This is a genomic window from Leifsonia sp. 10L418 (genome assembly GCF_056395445.1).
The window spans coordinates 106,905-123,020 of the sequence record NZ_JBFTJN010000009.1 but is presented as its reverse complement, the minus strand read 5'-3'; the positions used below and the strand labels follow the sequence as shown (position 1 = coordinate 123,020).

At 65.9% G+C, this 16,116-nt stretch carries 18 protein-coding genes; 16 read left to right on the top strand and 2 right to left on the bottom strand.

Translation table 11 applies throughout. The annotated features are described in order from the left end of the window. Positions 1-171: 171 nt before the first annotated feature. From rplM to glmM, 3 genes are read left to right on the top strand one after another with little or no spacing between them, the layout of a single operon-like run. Positions 172-618: a 50S ribosomal protein L13 gene (gene rplM, locus AC1DCF_RS16980; RefSeq protein ID WP_345069947.1), complete on the top strand. Its 447-nt coding sequence runs from the start codon at positions 172-174 to the stop codon at positions 616-618. 48 nt (positions 619-666) lie between these two features. Continuing rightward, complete coding sequence (gene rpsI, locus AC1DCF_RS16975; protein WP_441790950.1) at positions 667-1,152, top strand: 30S ribosomal protein S9; 486 nt, start codon at positions 667-669, stop codon at positions 1,150-1,152. 24 nt (positions 1,153-1,176) lie between these two features. After that, complete coding sequence (gene glmM, locus AC1DCF_RS16970) at positions 1,177-2,538, top strand: phosphoglucosamine mutase (protein ID WP_477212022.1); 1,362 nt, start codon at positions 1,177-1,179, stop codon at positions 2,536-2,538. Positions 2,539-2,686: 148 nt separating this feature from the next. On the opposite strand, the gene coaA is transcribed toward glmM, so the two are convergent. Then, on the bottom strand, positions 2,687-3,643 hold the full coding sequence (coaA, locus tag AC1DCF_RS16965) for a type I pantothenate kinase (protein WP_477212021.1): 957 nt from the start codon (positions 3,641-3,643) through the stop codon (positions 2,687-2,689). Between the two features lie 33 nt (positions 3,644-3,676). On the opposite strand from coaA, the gene glmS reads away from it, so the two are divergent. The 10 genes from glmS to AC1DCF_RS16915 all read left to right on the top strand — a co-directional run bounded on the left by glmS (position 3,677) and on the right by AC1DCF_RS16915 (position 11,802). Beyond that, entirely contained in the window at positions 3,677-5,527 is a 1,851-nt protein-coding gene (gene glmS / locus AC1DCF_RS16960; RefSeq protein ID WP_477212020.1) for a glutamine--fructose-6-phosphate transaminase (isomerizing), read from the top strand. 19 nt (positions 5,528-5,546) lie between these two features. Then, on the top strand, positions 5,547-5,903 hold the full coding sequence (locus tag AC1DCF_RS16955; protein WP_441790946.1) for a holo-ACP synthase: 357 nt from the start codon (positions 5,547-5,549) through the stop codon (positions 5,901-5,903). Beyond that, positions 5,900-7,042, top strand: a complete 1,143-nt coding sequence (gene alr / locus AC1DCF_RS16950; protein WP_477212019.1) for an alanine racemase — start codon at positions 5,900-5,902, stop codon at positions 7,040-7,042. Before AC1DCF_RS16955 ends, alr begins: the two co-directional genes overlap by 4 nt. A 26-nt stretch (positions 7,043-7,068) precedes the next feature. After that, positions 7,069-7,584, top strand: a complete 516-nt coding sequence (gene tsaE / locus AC1DCF_RS16945) for a tRNA (adenosine(37)-N6)-threonylcarbamoyltransferase complex ATPase subunit type 1 TsaE (RefSeq protein WP_477212054.1) — start codon at positions 7,069-7,071, stop codon at positions 7,582-7,584. Positions 7,585-7,594: 10 nt separating this feature from the next. Then, positions 7,595-8,227 (top strand): tRNA (adenosine(37)-N6)-threonylcarbamoyltransferase complex dimerization subunit type 1 TsaB, encoded by a 633-nt coding sequence (gene tsaB, locus AC1DCF_RS16940; protein ID WP_477212018.1) that lies wholly within the window; start codon positions 7,595-7,597, stop codon positions 8,225-8,227. Next, positions 8,227-8,748, top strand: coding sequence for a ribosomal protein S18-alanine N-acetyltransferase (rimI, locus tag AC1DCF_RS16935; RefSeq protein ID WP_477212017.1), 522 nt, complete (start codon positions 8,227-8,229; stop codon positions 8,746-8,748). The genes tsaB and rimI overlap by 1 nt, the downstream gene beginning before the upstream one ends. Continuing rightward, positions 8,745-9,872 carry a tRNA (adenosine(37)-N6)-threonylcarbamoyltransferase complex transferase subunit TsaD gene (gene tsaD, locus AC1DCF_RS16930; protein WP_477212016.1) on the top strand — a complete coding sequence of 376 codons (1,128 nt, stop codon included), beginning with the start codon at positions 8,745-8,747 and terminating at the stop codon, positions 9,870-9,872. The genes rimI and tsaD overlap by 4 nt, the downstream gene beginning before the upstream one ends. A 145-nt stretch (positions 9,873-10,017) precedes the next feature. Beyond that, positions 10,018-10,458 (top strand): DUF4190 domain-containing protein, encoded by a 441-nt coding sequence (locus tag AC1DCF_RS16925; RefSeq protein WP_441790941.1) that lies wholly within the window; start codon positions 10,018-10,020, stop codon positions 10,456-10,458. A 55-nt stretch (positions 10,459-10,513) separates the two neighbouring features. Continuing rightward, a complete protein-coding gene (locus tag AC1DCF_RS16920; RefSeq protein WP_477212015.1) occupies positions 10,514-11,332 on the top strand; it encodes a DUF4190 domain-containing protein in 819 nt (272 codons plus the stop codon). Positions 11,333-11,385: 53 nt separating this feature from the next. Beyond that, positions 11,386-11,802, top strand: coding sequence for a hypothetical protein (locus AC1DCF_RS16915; RefSeq protein WP_477212014.1), 417 nt, complete (start codon positions 11,386-11,388; stop codon positions 11,800-11,802). Positions 11,803-11,908: 106 nt separating this feature from the next. Here AC1DCF_RS16915 and AC1DCF_RS16910 read toward each other — a convergent pair whose 3' ends face one another. After that, the gene (locus AC1DCF_RS16910) at positions 11,909-13,096 is read right to left on the bottom strand and encodes a THUMP-like domain-containing protein (RefSeq protein WP_477212013.1); all 1,188 of its coding nucleotides are present in this window, start codon (positions 13,094-13,096) and stop codon (positions 11,909-11,911) included. 158 nt (positions 13,097-13,254) lie between these two features. Here AC1DCF_RS16910 and groES point away from each other — a divergent pair, with 158 nt between their 5' ends. From groES to AC1DCF_RS16895, 3 genes are all read left to right on the top strand, one after another. Next, on the top strand, positions 13,255-13,551 hold the full coding sequence (gene groES, locus AC1DCF_RS16905) for a co-chaperone GroES (protein ID WP_441790937.1): 297 nt from the start codon (positions 13,255-13,257) through the stop codon (positions 13,549-13,551). Between the two features lie 109 nt (positions 13,552-13,660). Beyond that, entirely contained in the window at positions 13,661-14,635 is a 975-nt protein-coding gene (rarD, locus tag AC1DCF_RS16900; RefSeq protein ID WP_477212012.1) for an EamA family transporter RarD, read from the top strand. A gap of 184 nt (positions 14,636-14,819) precedes the next feature. After that, entirely contained in the window at positions 14,820-16,046 is a 1,227-nt protein-coding gene (locus tag AC1DCF_RS16895) for a branched-chain amino acid ABC transporter substrate-binding protein (RefSeq protein ID WP_477212011.1), read from the top strand. Positions 16,047-16,116: the final 70 nt, after the last annotated feature.

Genomic DNA, 16,116 nt, shown 5'->3' with positions numbered 1-16,116 from the left:
CCGCCTCGAATTGCGTGATGCCCTGCCGGCGAAGTAGTATTGACCCTTGGTGTCTGTGCGTTGCAGCCAGGCACACGAACGTGAGCCCTCCATCGATCGTGTTCTTCTTCTAGAACACACCCGGAGCGGGATTCACGAACACCTCCGTTCGAACAAGAAAGCAGCACTATAGTGACGCGCACCTACACCCCCAAGGCAAGTGAAGTCCAGCACGATTGGGTCGTCATTGACGCCACCGACATCGTTCTTGGCCGTCTCGCCAGCCACGCAGCCGTTCTCCTTCGCGGCAAGCACAAGGCTGTGTTCTCTCCCCACATGGATATGGGAGATTTCGTCATCATCGTCAACGCCGAGAAGATTGCCCTGACCGGCAAGAAGCTCGACCTGAAGATCGCCTACCGCCACTCCGGTTACCCGGGCGGCCTGTCGGCACAGAACTACTCGGAGATGCTCGAGAAGCACCCGACGCGTGCGGTTGAGAAGGCGATTCGCGGCATGCTGCCGAAGAACTCGCTCGGCCGCGCTCAGCTGGCCAAGCTCAAGGTCTACGCCGGCCCGGAGCACCCGCACGCTGCGCAGCAGCCGAAGCCGTACACCCTCGGCCAGGTCGCGCAGTAGCGTCGGCCCCCAGACTTCTCGACTCTAAGAAAAAGGATTCACACCATCGTGGCGAAGATCGCAGACCAGATTGACGCGGCTCCGGAGAGCTACTCGACAGAGACTCCCGTAGAAGCCGTCACCAAGGCGCCCCGCGCCATCCTCAACGTTCCCGGTGCAGCCGTCGGCCGTCGCAAGCAGGCCATCGCCCGCGTGCGCATCGTTCCCGGCTCCGGCACCATCACGGTCAACGGCCGTGAGTTCGCTGACTACTTCCCGAACAAGCTGCACCAGCAGCTGATCAACGACCCGTTCAAGGTTCTCGACCTGATCGGCGCCTACGACGTCATCGCTCGCATCAGCGGCGGCGGACCGTCGGGCCAGGCCGGCGCACTGCGTCTCGGCATTGCTCGCTCGCTCAACCAGATCGACGAAGAGAACAACCGCGCCATCCTCAAGAAGGCCGGCTTCCTCAGCCGTGACGCTCGCGTCAAGGAGCGTAAGAAGGCTGGTCTCAAGAAGGCCCGCAAGGCTCCTCAGTTCTCCAAGCGTTAAGTCGAAGGTCGATTCAAGGCACCCATGCCTCGACTTTTTGGCACGGACGGTGTCCGGGGCCTGGCCAACCGTGATCTCACGGCTGGCCTGGCCCTGGGCCTCGCCCAGGCAAGCGCAGTAGTACTGACCCAGGGACGTCGCGCAGAAGAACGACGCGCCCAGGGTCGACGCCCGGTCGCCGTGCTCGCACGCGACCCGCGTATCTCCGGAGAGTTCATCTCGGCCGCTGTCGCAGCCGGTTTGGCCAGCTCCGGAGTGGATGTGCTCGATGCCGGCGTCATTCCGACCCCCGCAGCAGCATTCCTGATCGCCGATATCGGCGCAGACTTTGGCGTGATGATTTCCGCCTCGCACAATCCCGCCCCCGACAACGGCATCAAAATCTTTGCCTTCGGCGGCACCAAGCTTCCCGACGATGTCGAGACCCGCATCGAAGCGCACCTCGACGGTGAGATGCTCACTCCGATCGGTGGCGATGTCGGTCGCATCCGTCGTTTTGCCGACGCCGAGGACCGGTACGTCGTGCACCTGCTGAGCACGCTCCCGCACCGTCTTGATGGCATTCATGTCGTGCTGGACTGCGCCCATGGCGCGGCGGCCGGCGTGTCCCCGCAGGTCTTCACGGATGCCGGCGCCCGCGTCACGGTAATCGGCGCGGATCCCGACGGCATCAACATCAACGACGGCGTCGGTTCGACCCACCTCGACAATCTGGCGCGTGCCGTGCTCGAACACGGCGCCGACGTCGGAATCGCCCATGACGGCGATGCCGACCGCTGCCTGGCCGTCGATCGCGAGGGAAACATCGTCGACGGCGATCAGATCATGGCCATCCTTGCCGTTTCAATGGCCGAGCGAGGCGTTCTGAAAGACCGCACGCTCGTCGCCACGGTGATGAGCAACCTGGGTCTGAAGAAGGCCATGGCCGCCCACGACATCCGCGTGCTCGAGACCAAGGTCGGCGACCGCTATGTGCTCGAAGAACTGAACATCGACGGGCTCTCGCTCGGCGGCGAACAGTCGGGACACGTCATCATGACCAAGTTCGCCACCACCGGCGACGGCATCCTGACCGGACTGCACCTCGTGGCCGAAATGGCCCGCACGGGCAAGACGCTCGCCGAACTCGCTTCGGTGATGACCGTCTTCCCGCAGATTCTCGTCAATGTGCGCGGCGTCAACCACCACGGCTTGAACTCCGACACGGTGATCGCCGAAGCAGTGGTCGCTGCCGAAACCGAGCTCGGCGACACCGGCCGGGTGCTGCTGCGCCCGTCGGGCACCGAGCCGATGGTTCGGGTCATGGTCGAGGCGGCTGACCAGCCGACCGCCGACCGGCTGGCGCACCAGCTCGCCGACGTCGTGCGCGAGCGCCTGGCGCTCTAGAACCTCAACGGTCGAGCCGGGCTCGACTCTTTCGGTGATCGAGCCTGTCGAGATCTCGGACGCCCGTGCTCACGCGACCCGTGTTTGGAGAGCGGGTCACGTGGTCTCGACAAGCTCGACCACCGGCGGTGGGGTCTCGAGCGAGCGGTCAGACCTTGCGCAGAAGCACCTTCGACACGGCATGATCCGAGTCCTTGCGCAGCACGAGGGTCGCTCGCGACCGGGTGGGCCGGATGTTGTGCAGCAGGTTGGGCTCGTTGATGCGGCTCCAGATCTCGTGAGCCTTCGCCCGGGCCTCCTGCTCGCTGAGCGTGGAGTAGCGGTGGAAATACGACTTCGGGTTGCTGAATGCGCCCTGCTGGAGCTTCAGGAAGCGTTCCTCGTACCACCGGGCGATGTCGCGCGTGCGCGCGTCGACGTAGACGGTGAAGTCGAAGAGGTCGCTGACGGCGAGTCCATGACCCTGCCCGGGAGGCTGGAGCACATTCAGCCCCTCGACGATGAGCACGTCCGGCTGCCGAACGACAATCTGCGCGTCGGGAACGATGTCGTAGCTGAGATGCGAGTAGAACGGTGAGCGCACCTCAGCCGCACCGCTCTTGACCGCGCTGACGAAGCGAAGAAGCGCGCGCCGGTCGTAGGACTCCGGAAACCCCTTGCGTTCCATCAGGCCGCGCCGGGACAGTTCGGCATTCGGAAACAGGAATCCGTCGGTGGTCACCAGCTCGACCCGCGGGGTGTCTTCCCAGCGGGCGAGCAGCTCCCGCAGAAGCCGGGCAATCGTCGACTTGCCGACGGCGACCGAACCCGCCACGCCGATCACAAACGGTGTGCGTTGTGCTCGTTCGCCGAGGAAGTCGCTGGTTTGCCGGTGCAGCTGGCGGGCGCCGGCGGCGTAGAGGTTGAGGAGGCGGCTGACCGGAAGGTAGACATCCGTCACTTCGTTCTGATTCAGCGGCTCGCCGAGACCGCGCAGTTGCACGAGTTCGGTCTCGCTCAGAGGCAGATGCGTCGTCGGTGCGAGGGCCGCCCAGTCGGCGCGGGACAACTCGACAAAGGGGGTCACGTGGGAGTGGTTCGCTGCGCTCGCACCCTGCTCGGACATTCCCCCAAGCTTAGTCCGACTAAAATCGAGCGCATGTGCGGAATTGTGGGATATGTCGGAGACAACAAGAGCATCGAAGTTCTGATGGGGGGCCTGCAACGGCTCGAATACCGCGGTTACGACTCCGCAGGCATCGCCGTGATCGATGCAGCAGGCCAGCTGAACACCGCGAAGCGATCCGGCAAGCTTGCCGCGCTGACCGCCGAACTGGCCAACCACCCCATCAGCAACGGTGCGACCGGCATCGGCCACACGCGCTGGGCGACCCACGGCGGCCCAACCGACGTGAACGCTCACCCGCACCTCGGCGACAACGGCAAACTCGCCCTCATCCACAACGGAATCATCGAGAACTTCGCCCCACTCCGCGATGAGCTTCTCGCCGAAGGATTCACCTTCGACAGTGAAACTGACACCGAGGTTGCAGCCGTGCTGCTCGGCCGCGAGTACCAGCGCACCGGCGACTTGAATGAGGCGTTCCGCGCCATCGTCGGCCGCCTCGATGGCGCATTCACCCTGCTTGCCGTGCACCAGGACCAGCCGGGTCTCGTTGTCGGCGCCCGCCGCAACTCCCCGCTCGTCATCGGCCTCGGCGACGGCGAGAACTTCTTGGGCTCGGATGTCGCGGCGTTCGTCGAGTACACCCGCCGCGCCATGGCGATCGGCCAGGACCAGATCGTCAGCATCACCCCCGACCTGGTGACCGTCACGGACTTCGCCGGCCAGCCGGTCGAGGTTGAGGAGTTCGAGATCGCCTGGGATGCCTCGGCGTCCGACAAGGGCGGCTGGTCCAGCTTCATGGCCAAGGAGATCACCGAGCAGCCTGACGCCGTGGCGAACACGATCCGTGGGCGCATCGTCGACGGTGTCGTCGCCATCCCCGAGCTGACGGCGTTCGGCGATGACGTGCTGACCGGCATCAATCGCATTGTGATCATCGCCTGTGGCACGGCGGCGTATGCCGGCCAGGTTGCAAAGTACGCGATCGAGAAGTGGGCGCGCGTTCCTGTCGATGTCGAGCTCAGCCACGAGTTCCGCTACCGCGAGCCCGTGCTCACCGACGACACCCTCGTCGTGTCGATCAGCCAGTCCGGCGAGACCATGGACACCCTGATGGCCGTCAAGTACGCCCGGGCCGAGGGCGCGAAGACCATCTCGATCTGTAACACGCAGGGCGCGACGATTCCGCGCGAGTCGGATGCCGTCATCTACACCCACGCCGGGCCAGAGGTCGCCGTCGCATCGACCAAGGCGTTCGTCGCCCAGATCACCGCGCTGTACCTCTTCGCCCTGCACTTTGCTCGCGTGCGCGGCAGCCTGACCGATGCCGAACTGGCCGAGCAGGCCGCCGAGCTGACGGCGATCCCCGCCAAGATCGCCACGGTGCTCGAGCAGGGCCCCGCCGTGAAGCAGCTCGCCACCTGGATGAGCGACACGCGCGCCGTGCTCTTCCTCGGCCGTCACGTTGGTTTCCCGATCGCGCTCGAAGGCGCGCTCAAGCTCAAGGAGCTCGCCTACATTCACGCCGAGGGCTTTGCGGCCGGTGAACTCAAGCACGGCCCGATCGCACTGATCGAGCCGGGTCAGCCCGTGTTCGTCATCGTGCCGAGCCCGCGCGGATCCGCGCACCTGCACCCCAAGGTGGTCTCGAACATTCAGGAGATCCGCGCCCGCGGGGCACGCATCATCGCCATCGCCGAGCTGGGGGATGCCGCGGTACTGCCGTTCGCCGACACCGTGATCCACATCCCGCTGGCTGCGCCGCTGTTCGAGCCGTTGCTGGCCGTCGTGCCGATGCAGATCTTCGCCATGGAACTGGCCGTGGCCAAGGGTCTGGATGTCGACCAGCCGCGCAACCTCGCCAAATCAGTGACTGTCGAGTAGTCGCGGTCTCGCGGTTTCAATGATCAAGGGAATTGGCGTCGACATCGTCGACCTGGCGCGCTTCGCTCGCCAGGTCGAACGAACGCCGAAGCTCATCCCCCGATTGTTCGCTGAAAGCGAACGCGGGCTCTCGGTGAATTCCCTGGCCGCCCGGTTCGCCGCGAAGGAAGCGCTGATCAAAGCGCTCGGCGACAGCGCCGGGGTGTCCTGGCAAGACATGGAGGTCGTTCCCGACGCACTCGGAAACCCGGGCTTCGTGCTGCACGGCAGCGCCTTGGCGGTGCTCGACCGACGCGGGATCACGAGTCTGCACCTCACGATGACCCACGATGCCGGGGTGGCCTGTGCCTTCGTGATCGCGGAGGGGGGCGCATGACCCGGTTCAGAGAAGCGGTCGTCGATCTTGACGCCATTGCCGCAAACATCCGTCACCTGAGCACGCTGATTGGCGACCCACAGATTCTTGCCGTGGTCAAGGCGAACGCCTATGGGCACGGCGCCGTACCGGTTGCGCGCGCGGCGGTTGCCGCCGGGGCACGCTGGCTCGGTGTCGCCGATGTCGAGGAGGGGCTCGAGCTTCGTCGCGCTGGAATCACTGCCCCGATTCTCGCCTGGTTGCATGGGCCGGACACCGATTTCGCGGCGGCTATTACGGCGGACATCGACCTTGGCCTGTCGTCGGTGGCGCAGCTCAGCCGCGTCGCCGAGGCGGCGATCGAGCTCGGGCAGAGCGCCGCGGTGCAGCTGAAACTCGAAACCGGACTCAGCCGCAACGGTGCCGCTCCCGGCGAATGGGACGAGCTGTTCACCCGCGCGGCGGCGCTCGAGCGTGCGGGCCGCATCCGTGTGCGCGGAATCATGAGCCATCTGTCGAACACCTCACCGACCGACGACGCGGAGGCGATCGCGCGCTTCGACGAGGGTCTCGCTGCGGCCAGAGCCGCCGGCCTGACCCCGGATCTGGTTCACCTCGCCGCAACCGCGGCCGCTCTGCGCGTGCCCGAGTCACGGTATTCGATGGTGCGGTTGGGCATCGGGATCTACGGGCTTTCCCCGTTCGAAGACGCCGACTCCGGCGATCTCGGCCTCATCCCGGCGATGACCGTGCGTGGACAAATCGCTGCGGTACGCCGGGTCGCAGCGGGCGCCGGGGTGTCGTACGACTACACCTGGCGCGCCCAGGAGGACTCCACCTTGGCTCTCGTTCCGCTCGGCTATGCCGACGGCATTCCGCGGCAGGCTTCCGGGCGCGGCGAGGTGCAGATCGGCGCCAGGCGCTACCCGATCGTCGGCCGGATCGCGATGGACCAGTTCGTCGTCAGCCTCGGTCACGACACGGCAGAGGTCGGTGACGAGGTCGTGCTGTTCGGTGACCCGGTCGCCGGAGTGCCGAGCGCCAACGACTGGGCCGATGCGGCGCTGACCGTGAACTACGAGATCGTCACCCGGATCGGCCACCGCGTCACGCGCAGCTACTGCGGCGGCGCCCCCGCCGAAGCGGACGCGCAGCCGTGAAACTGACGATTCCCGACGCCGACCAGATGCATGCGTTCGGTGTTTCCCTGGCCAGGGGACTGACAGCCGGCGATCTGATCGTGCTGACCGGTCCGCTCGGTGCGGGAAAGACCACCCTGACGCGCGGTTTGGGGGAGGGGCTCGGCGTGCGCGGCGCAGTCACCAGCCCGACCTTCGTGCTCGCGCGCACGCATCCGAACCTGGCCGGCGGCCCGCCCCTCGTGCACGTCGACGCCTACCGGTTGTCGAGCGCCATGGAACTTGACGACCTCGACATCGATTTCGCCCACTCCATCGTCGTGATCGAATGGGGGCGCGGCCTGCTCGACGGGATCACCGACTCGTGGCTCGACATCGAGATCGAACGCCCGCTGGGGGCGTCGCAGGCGGTACTGCCGACGGATGCACCATCCGCCCCGGCCACCGACGCCGACGGCGCGATCGAGGTACTCGACCTCGACGAGCCCCGGATCGTCACCCTCACCGCCAACGGCCCGCGCTGGGCCGGCGCCCCCGAGTTTGATTTTCTGCGAAACGAATAGGCTGAACTCCGTGCTTCTTGCCATTGATACCTCAGCCGGAACCAGCGTCGCGGTCGTCGACCGCGACCGCGGTGTGCTCGCCGAACGCGGCATTCCCGACACCATGCGCCACGCCGAGGTGGTCGGTACGCTGATCGACGAATGCCTCCGGGAAGCGGGTCTCGACGTCTCCGAGCTGTCCGGCGTGGTCGGCGGCATGGGGCCAGGACCCTTCACCGGTTTGCGGGTCGGCATCGCCGCAGCACGCGTCTTCGCGCTCGGCGCCGGCACACCGTTCATTCCTCTCGTCAGCCACGACGCCATCGCCTACGGGCGCTACCAGGCGGGTGAGACGGGGCCGCTGGTCGTCGTCACGGATGCCCGCCGCCGCGAGGTCTACTGGTGCGTCTACAGCGGTGCCGATGCCGCAGGTCTTCCCGTCCGGATCGGGCAGCCGCACCTGGCCAAGCCGGCGGAACTGCTGGAACCGAGCTGGGAGTATAGCGGAGTGCCCCGCTTCGACGCCGCCACCGTCTCCGCCGGAGACCTCGGAATGGTCGCCGAACTCTTGTGGGCGACCGGACAACCGTTCGCCGCCGACGAACCGCTCTACCTGCGCTCACCCGACGTCACCCTCTCGGCCGGCCCGAAGCGAGTGAGCTGATGGTCTGGCAGCTGCGGCGCGCGACCGTTGACGACGTCGAAGCCATCATGGTGCTCGAGACGGCTCTGTTCGAGAATGACGCCTGGTCGGCCGCGATGATGGCCAGGGACATCGGCGACCCGAGCTGCTACTACCTCGTCGCCTTTCCGCCCGACGAGCCGGAGCGCATCGAGGCCTACGCCGGTTTGCTGGCGCCGAAGGGGGCGTCCCAGGGCGACATCCAGACCATCGGCGTGGCCGAGTCAGCGCGCGGCAGAGGTCTCGGCCGCACCCTCATGAACGCCCTGATCACCGAGGCGTACAAGCGCGGGGCACGGGAGATCTTTCTCGAAGTGCGCGCCGACAACCCGACGGCGCAGCGGCTCTACCTCCGCCTCGGTTTCGAAGAACTCGGCGTGCGTCGGGGCTACTACCAACCCGACAATGTCGACGCGATCGTGATGCGACTCCAGATCCCCGAGCCGAGTACGCAGCTCGCGGAGCCCACCCCCGACACCTCGACCCCAAAGGCAACGGCATGAACCGGGACAACCCGCTCGTTCTCGGCATCGAGAGCTCCTGCGACGAGACCGGCATCGGAATCGTGCGGGGCACCACCCTGCTCTCGAACACGATCGCCTCCTCGATGGACCAGCATGCCCGCTACGGCGGGGTCGTGCCCGAGGTCGCCGCTCGCGCCCATCTCGAAGAGATGATCCCGTCGATCGAGGCTGCCGTGGCCGAAGCCGGCATCCGTCTGACCGACCTTGACGCGATTGCTGTCACCAACGGGCCCGGCCTCGCCGGCGCACTGATGGTCGGCGTCGGGGCGGCGAAGGCGCTCGCCGTGTCGCTCGGCAAGCCGATCTACGCCGTCAACCACCTCGTCGGTCACGTTGGCGCTGACCTCCTGCACGTGCCCGCAACGGCAGCGACAGCGGATGCCGCGCATCCCGGGCACCCAGCACCCGCCGGTCCGCCGCTGGCCGGCTCTGAGCCCCTCGAGTACCCGACGATCGCACTGCTGGTCTCGGGCGGACACACCTCCCTGCTGCTCGTGCGTGACCTCGTCTCCGACGTGGAGCTGCTCGGCGAGACGATCGATGACGCCGCTGGCGAAGCGTTCGACAAGGTGGCCAGGGTGCTCGGGCTGCCCTACCCCGGCGGGCCGCAGATCGACCGGGTCGCCGTCAGTGGCAACCCGAAGGCCATCCGGTTTCCGCGCGGGCTGAGCCTGCCGAAAGACATGGCGAAGCACCGCTACGACTTCTCGTTCTCTGGACTCAAAACCGCGGTCGCCCGCTGGGTGGAAGCACGGCAGGACGCCGGGGAAGAGGTTCCCATCGCCGACGTCGCAGCGAGCTTCCGGGAGGCTGTCGTCGACGTGCTGCTCACCAAGGCCGTGGCCGCCTGTCATGACTATGACGTGCCGCGCCTGCTGCTCGGCGGCGGCGTGATCGCCAACGCTCGGTTGCGCGAGGTGGCTCAGCAGCGCACGGATGCCGCGGGCATCGCCCTGCGCATTCCTCCGCTCTCGCTTTGCACCGACAACGGCGCGATGATCGCCGCGCTCGGCGCGCAACTGATCATGGCGGGGCATGCGCCGTCGTCGTTGGAGTTCGGCGCCGATTCCACCCTTCCGGTCTCGGAGATTCAAGCGTCATAGATTCAAGGCAGCAGACCGGTCATAATGCCCGTTCGTGGGCGATTAGCGGTATTCTGACGCGTGGGGGAGCGGCGATTCCGACGCTGCGCATCCTCCCGGAGGCGCTCAACTCGACGCCACTGAAGAGACTTGAAGGAGTCCACCGATGACCGACCCCAATGTGCCTTCCGCTCCGAACGGCGACGCAGCAGTGCCGGCCCCCGAGGTTCCCGCCGCTCCGCAGTATGCGCCCGCTCCGCCCGCAGCTGATGCTTCTGGCCAGGCGCCGGCATATGGACAGCAGCCGTACAGCCAGCAGCCGTACGGCCAGCAGGGCTACGGCGCTCCGCTCGCCGAGCAGAAGTACAACGTGCTCGCCATCATCTCGCTCATCACCTCGTTGGTCGGCATAAGCCTGGCCGGCATCATCACCGGGCACATCGGACTCAGCCAGATCAAGCGCACCGGCGAGAAGGGGCGCGGACTCGCCATTGCCGGCCTCATCATCGGCTACGTGTCGATCGCCGCGGCGATCATCTTCATCATTGTGATGATTCCGTTCATCATCTACGCGGTCTCCCACCCCGAGCAATACAGCACCTACTAGCATCGGCTGCCGACGGCAGGCGATGACAGACGGAAAGTGAAAGGAATTAACTCTCATGAGTGATCCAAACACGCCGAACGTTCCGGGTGTGCCTGAAGTTCCTGACGTGCCACAGGTCCCCGATATTCCGGAAGGTCCGCAGGTGCCCGACATTCCTCCGGCGCCCGATATTCCGGACGTGCCGAACCCCCTCGGGGCCTCGGGCCCCGAGGCTCCGCAGAGCGTCAGTGCCCCCGTGAACAGCGCGACGCCGTCGGACCCACCCGTGGAGCCGAGTCCTGAGGTGCCGAGTCCTGAGGTGCCGAGTCCTGAGGTGCCGACGCCTGAGGTGCCGCCGGTCGAGGCGGCGCCTGCCGCTCCGCCAGTCGCGCCACCCGCGGCCCCGGCTGCGCCGCCCGCGGCATCCGCGCCGGCTGCGCCGCCGCCGGCCTACGGTCAGCCGACGCCGCCAGTGGCCCCGCCTCCCGCGTACGCCGCTCCGGTCGCTCCACCGCCCGCCTACGGCAGCCCGCCGGCCGCGGGTGCACCGCCGGTGCCACCACCGGGAACTCCGGTCTACGCGCCGTATGCCACGGCCCCAGCCACCAAGCAGCCGGTGCTCAGCATCATCTCGTTGGTCGCCGGCATCATCGGTTTGATCGGGTTTCCCGTTGTCGCGTTCATCCCGATCATCGGCGGCGTCTTCGGTCTGTTCATCCCCGCCGCCGCCGTGGTTCTCGGGTTCCTCGGAAAGAAGCGAGAAGCCCACGCCAAGGGGTTCTGGCTGACCGGCATCATCACCGGATTCGTCGGCATCGCGTTGGCTCTCGGCAGCGTGCTGGTCTGGATCCTGATCTTCGCGGCCGGATTCGGTTCCTCGAACTACATGTACTAGGCACACAACTCTGAGGCCACTTCCTGGGGCACTCGAAGCGCAGAAGGTGAATCATGGAAGGCCCACGTCACGGGCAGCCGCCCGAGGTCAGCGACTACGTCGGTGACCTCACACGAGAACCCGCACCGGTGACCGGGCAGCTGGCGTATGAATCCACATTCACCGCGCCGACCGAATGGGTGCCCTACGTCTACACCGACGCTGAGTTGCACACGATCGAGTCGCGCCGGCGAGTATCGGTCGCGGCACTCGTCTGCGGATCCGCCGGTTTGGTACTCGCCGTATTCGGGGTGTGGGGAGCGCCGCTCTCGTTCCTCGCGATTGTGCTCGCGCTGTGGGCTCGCAGCACTGAACGCCTGGCCACACCGCGCTGGGGTTACGGGCTCGCTCTTGGGCTGGTCGGACTGGTTTTCGTCGGCATCTGGATCGCCATCATCTCGGCAGCGATGAAAGCGGTGACGGCGGGGTAGCTGCCCGCAGCATCGTCGCGCGGGTCGGATGCCGTCCCGCGCATCGGGGGCAACCCGCGCTGCGGTGCCCGACCCGCGCAGCGCATGCCGGCCGGACGTGCTGCCGCTACACGACTCGCTCGACCAGAAGCGCGACCCGGTGCCCGGCCATCCGGGTGAGCACGAGTGTGCCCGAACCGCTGCCCTTGAGCTTCAGCCGGGTGCGAACCACCGCCGGGTCGACGTCGACGCCCCGTTTCTTGATCTCCAGGGTGCCGATCCCGCGTTCCTGCAGCGCCAGGCGCAGCTTCTTCTCGTCGAAGGGAAGCGTCTCGAGCACGCGGAACGCGGTCGCAAACGCCGTCGGGGCGAGGGTGTCGGCCGTGAGGTAGGCGATGCCCTCCGAGAGCATTCCGGCGTCAAGTCGCCTGGCCAGATCTCCGATCAGCCTGGCGCGAATCACCGCACCGTCGGGCTCGTAGAGGTAGTCGCCGAGGCCGGCGACCGGGGCATCCTCGCTGTCGGCTTCCGCGGTCATCTCGGCGGGGCCATCCGCTCGGAGCAGCAGCGCAGAACGACGGATGCCGTCGCGCGCGAGAGCGCCGAACCAGAGGCCCATTTCGACCAGCGCTCCGTTCACGGAGATCCATTGCGCCTCGGCTTCGGCCGGGATCTGGTCACGATCGTGGCCGGGGCCGAGCTTGACCCCGATCGGCAGGCGGGCGGCCAGGCCGAAGACGAAATCGAGCGAGGGGGAGTAGTCGGAGGCGCCGAGGCGCGACGTGTTGCCGTGCCCGGCGGTGCGGCGGGCCGGATCAAGCCAGGCGGCGTCGAAACAGGTGAGGTCGAAGTCTTCGGCGGTGCTGTGCTCGACCGAGGCGCCCGGGAACGGCGCGAGGTTGAAGCTGGCCATCGCCGCAGTGACCTCGTCGGCGTCGACGGCGGTGACGGCGAGGTCCATCGCCGCCATGGCCATAGCGTCGCCGCCAATGCCCGAGCCGAGGTCGGCGACGCGGTGGAGCCCGGCTGCGACGAATCGGCCGGCGTGCAGGGCTGCCACCTGCAGCCGGGTGGCCTGTTCGAGCCCGGCCTCGGTGAACAGCATCCGGCTGGCGAACTCCCCGAACTTGGGCACGGCTTTGGCGCGCAGCTTTGACTGAGTGAGCACGGCCGAGACGAGCGCAGGCGGGTGACCGGCCTTGCGCAGGTCACCGACCATCTTCACGACATCCAGTGTCGAATCGTAGGGGGGGAGCGAATCGAGAAGACGCAATCCCTCGGGTGACAACAACTCGACGAGCTCAGCGCGATCCATCCGTCAAATCTACCAAGCGTGTTGACGGGGCGTCATGACACGACACTTCGCTGGCACTCACGTTGCGTGAGTGCCAGGTTCGCCCTAAACTCGACTTAGCACTCTCGACGTGAGTCTGCTAACCGAATCTTTGTCAAGAAACAAGAAAGAGGTCAACCGTGTCGGTCTCCATCAAGCCGCTCGAGGATCGCATCGTCATCAAGCAGGTCGACGCCGAGCAGACTACTGCTTCTGGTCTTGTCATTCCTGACTCCGCCAAGGAGAAGCCCCAGGAGGGTGAAGTTATCGCTGTCGGCCCCGGCCGTATCGATGACAACGGAAACCGCATCCCCCTCGACATCGCTGTCGGCGACAAGGTGATCTACTCCAAGTACGGTGGAACCGAAGTCAAGTTCGACGGTTCCGACCTGCTCGTCCTGTCGGCTCGCGACGTGCTGGCTGTCGTCGTTCGCTAGTCTCAGCTCTCTTCGAAAGACCCGGATGGCTTGTGCCAGCCGGGTCTTTTGCCGTTGCGACACGCCCGGGGTGGTTTTGCATATTGTATACAGGGCGTAGAATCTAGACGTGTCAATTTCCAGCGAACTACAGATCAGCACCACAGCGCAGGCTCCTCGGGCCACCCCGAATCCCGGTGGCACCAGCCGTTCCGGGCTGATCTATGCCCTCGTCTCCTATGCGATCTGGGGTGTACTGCCGCTCTTCTTCATCGCGCTGGCCCCGGCCGGTGCCTTCGAGGTCGTGGCCTGGCGCATCGTCTTCTCTCTCGTGTTCTGCGCTCTGCTGCTCGCGGTCACCCGCAAGTTCAAGCCCTTCTTCCGGCTGCTCGCGCGCCCGCGCATTTCGATCACCATGGCCGTCGCCGGGGCGCTCATTTACATCAACTGGCAGACCTACGTCTATAGCGCGATGAGCGGTCAAGTGGTTGAGGCCTCGCTCGGTTACTTCATCAACCCCATCGTCACCGTGTTTCTCGGGGTGTTCTTCATGCGCGAGCGACTGCGCCTCGCGCAGTGGATCGCCGTCGGTGTCAGCCTCGTCGCCGTGGTCATTCTGGCGGTCGGCGCGGGAACCGTGCCGTGGATCGCATTGACCCTTGCCTTCTCGTTCGGCTTCTACGGCTACATCAAGAAGCGGGTCGGCAACAGGGTTGACGCCGTCGCCGGGCTCACGATGGAGACCCTGTGGCTGATGCCGGTCGCCATTGTGCAGCTTGTCGTCGTCGGCGCGACCGCCGGGCTGACGATCGGAACGGTCAGCGCCGCGCACACGGCTTTGCTGCTCGCCGCCGGTGTCGTCACCGCTGTTCCCCTGCTCTTCTTCGCCGCGGCGTCACGCCGACTGCCGCTGATCTACATGGGCTTCATCCAGTATCTCGGCCCGATCATCCAGTTCTTCGTCGGCGTTCTGATCCTTCGCGAGCCGATGTCGCCCGAGCGCTGGGCCGGCTTCGCACTGGTCTGGATCGCGCTGCTCATTCTCACCATCGACGGCCTGGTCGGCGCGCGCCGCAACCGCCGCGCCGTGCTCGAGCTCATCTGACAATCAGCCCCAAAGGGGTGTCAGGTGTGGTTCATCGCTCGCGAGGGATGCGCCGATCGTTATCAAAAATGCGCTCAAAACATTGCTGAGTGAAACTCGGATGCTTGTATGCTCAGTCACACATTCGAGGTAGGGCCCGCACCGTTGCGGACCGTAGCGCATTCAGGTCGAGAGGCAGAATCACATGTTACGAAAGAAAGTCCTAGTAAGTTTCGCCCTAGCAGCGGCAGCAGGCCTCGTTTTGGCCGGTTGTGCAAACCAGGGCACAACCGGAGGATCCACCTCCACCGCGTCGAGCGGCAGGGTCAACCTTCCCGCGGCGACCTCGGTTGAAGTTCCGCCCAACGCAGTTCTCCCCGCCGGGGATGGAAAGGCAACCTGTCCGGCCGGGCTCGACATCGCATATATCGGTGCGGAGACCGGGGCGAACGCCCAGCTCGGTATCAACATCTACAACGGTGTGCAGCTCGCCATCGACCAGCACAACGCGGCGAACCCCGGTTGCCAGGTCAACTTCACCAAGTTCGACACGGAAGGCGACCCGAACAAGGCGACGGGCCCCGTCACCCAGGCCGTCAACACGGAATCGATCGTCGGTGTCATCGGTCTCCCGTTCTCGGGTGAGTCGAAGGCAACGGGCAACATCTTCGAGCAGGCCGGCCTGGTACACATCACGCCGTCCGCCACGAACCCCGACCTGACCAAGAACGGCTGGAAGACCTTCTTCCGTGGCCTCGGCAATGACGCAGTTCAGGGACCGGCAGCAGCCTCGTTCATGACCGGCCCGCTGAAAGCCAAGACCGTCTACCTGGTTCAGGACGACTCGGACTACGGCATCGGACTCGGCACCACGACGACGGAGGCGCTGGGCGATGCCCTCGTCGGCAGCGACAAGGTGATCACCGGTCAGAAAGACTTCTCGGCCACGATCTCCAAGATCATGAACGCGAAGCCTGACGCTGTTTACTACTCCGGCTACTACGCAGAGGGTGCGCCCTTCGACCAGCAGCTTGTCGCCAAGGGATACACCGGCACCTTCGTCGCACCGGATGGTGTGAAGGACGACCAGTTCATCAAGCTGGCCGGCGATGCATCAGAGAACGCCTACTTCACCTGCCCCTGCACCCCCGGTGAGCTGATCCCCGAATTCCAGAAGGCGTACAGCGCAGCCTTCAACGCGGAACCGGGCACCTACTCCATTGAGGGCTACGACGCCGCGACGGTTCTGCTTTCCGGAATCGGCCAGGGAAACATCACCCGTCCCGACCTGCTCAAGTGGGTCACCGGCTACGACGCCGACGGACTGAGCAAGCACTACAAGTGGGACTCCACCGGTGAGCTCGCGACCCCGGCCGTCTACGGCTACCGGGTGCTCGACGGGAAGATCGTGCTGACGGGAGTTATCGGATAACGCCGATCGACTAATGCCGCGGGGGCGTGTACTCAACGCCCCCGCGGCATTCTCGAATCATCGTTGCGTG

Coding starts and splice junctions, on each gene's coding strand:
- rimI (WP_477212017.1), top strand. CDS start 8,227: ATGGTCTGGCAGCTGCGGCGCGCGACCGTTGACGACGTCGAAGCCATC.
- AC1DCF_RS16955 (WP_441790946.1), top strand. CDS start 5,547: ATGATCAAGGGAATTGGCGTCGACATCGTCGACCTGGCGCGCTTCGCT.
- glmS (WP_477212020.1), top strand. CDS start 3,677: ATGTGCGGAATTGTGGGATATGTCGGAGACAACAAGAGCATCGAAGTT.
- glmM (WP_477212022.1), top strand. CDS start 1,177: ATGCCTCGACTTTTTGGCACGGACGGTGTCCGGGGCCTGGCCAACCGT.
- tsaD (WP_477212016.1), top strand. CDS start 8,745: ATGAACCGGGACAACCCGCTCGTTCTCGGCATCGAGAGCTCCTGCGAC.
- coaA (WP_477212021.1), bottom strand. CDS start 3,643: ATGTCCGAGCAGGGTGCGAGCGCAGCGAACCACTCCCACGTGACCCCC.
- AC1DCF_RS16895 (WP_477212011.1), top strand. CDS start 14,820: ATGTTACGAAAGAAAGTCCTAGTAAGTTTCGCCCTAGCAGCGGCAGCA.
- AC1DCF_RS16925 (WP_441790941.1), top strand. CDS start 10,018: ATGACCGACCCCAATGTGCCTTCCGCTCCGAACGGCGACGCAGCAGTG.
- AC1DCF_RS16915 (WP_477212014.1), top strand. CDS start 11,386: ATGGAAGGCCCACGTCACGGGCAGCCGCCCGAGGTCAGCGACTACGTC.
- alr (WP_477212019.1), top strand. CDS start 5,900: ATGACCCGGTTCAGAGAAGCGGTCGTCGATCTTGACGCCATTGCCGCA.
- tsaE (WP_477212054.1), top strand. CDS start 7,069: ATGCATGCGTTCGGTGTTTCCCTGGCCAGGGGACTGACAGCCGGCGAT.
- AC1DCF_RS16920 (WP_477212015.1), top strand. CDS start 10,514: ATGAGTGATCCAAACACGCCGAACGTTCCGGGTGTGCCTGAAGTTCCT.
- AC1DCF_RS16910 (WP_477212013.1), bottom strand. CDS start 13,096: ATGGATCGCGCTGAGCTCGTCGAGTTGTTGTCACCCGAGGGATTGCGT.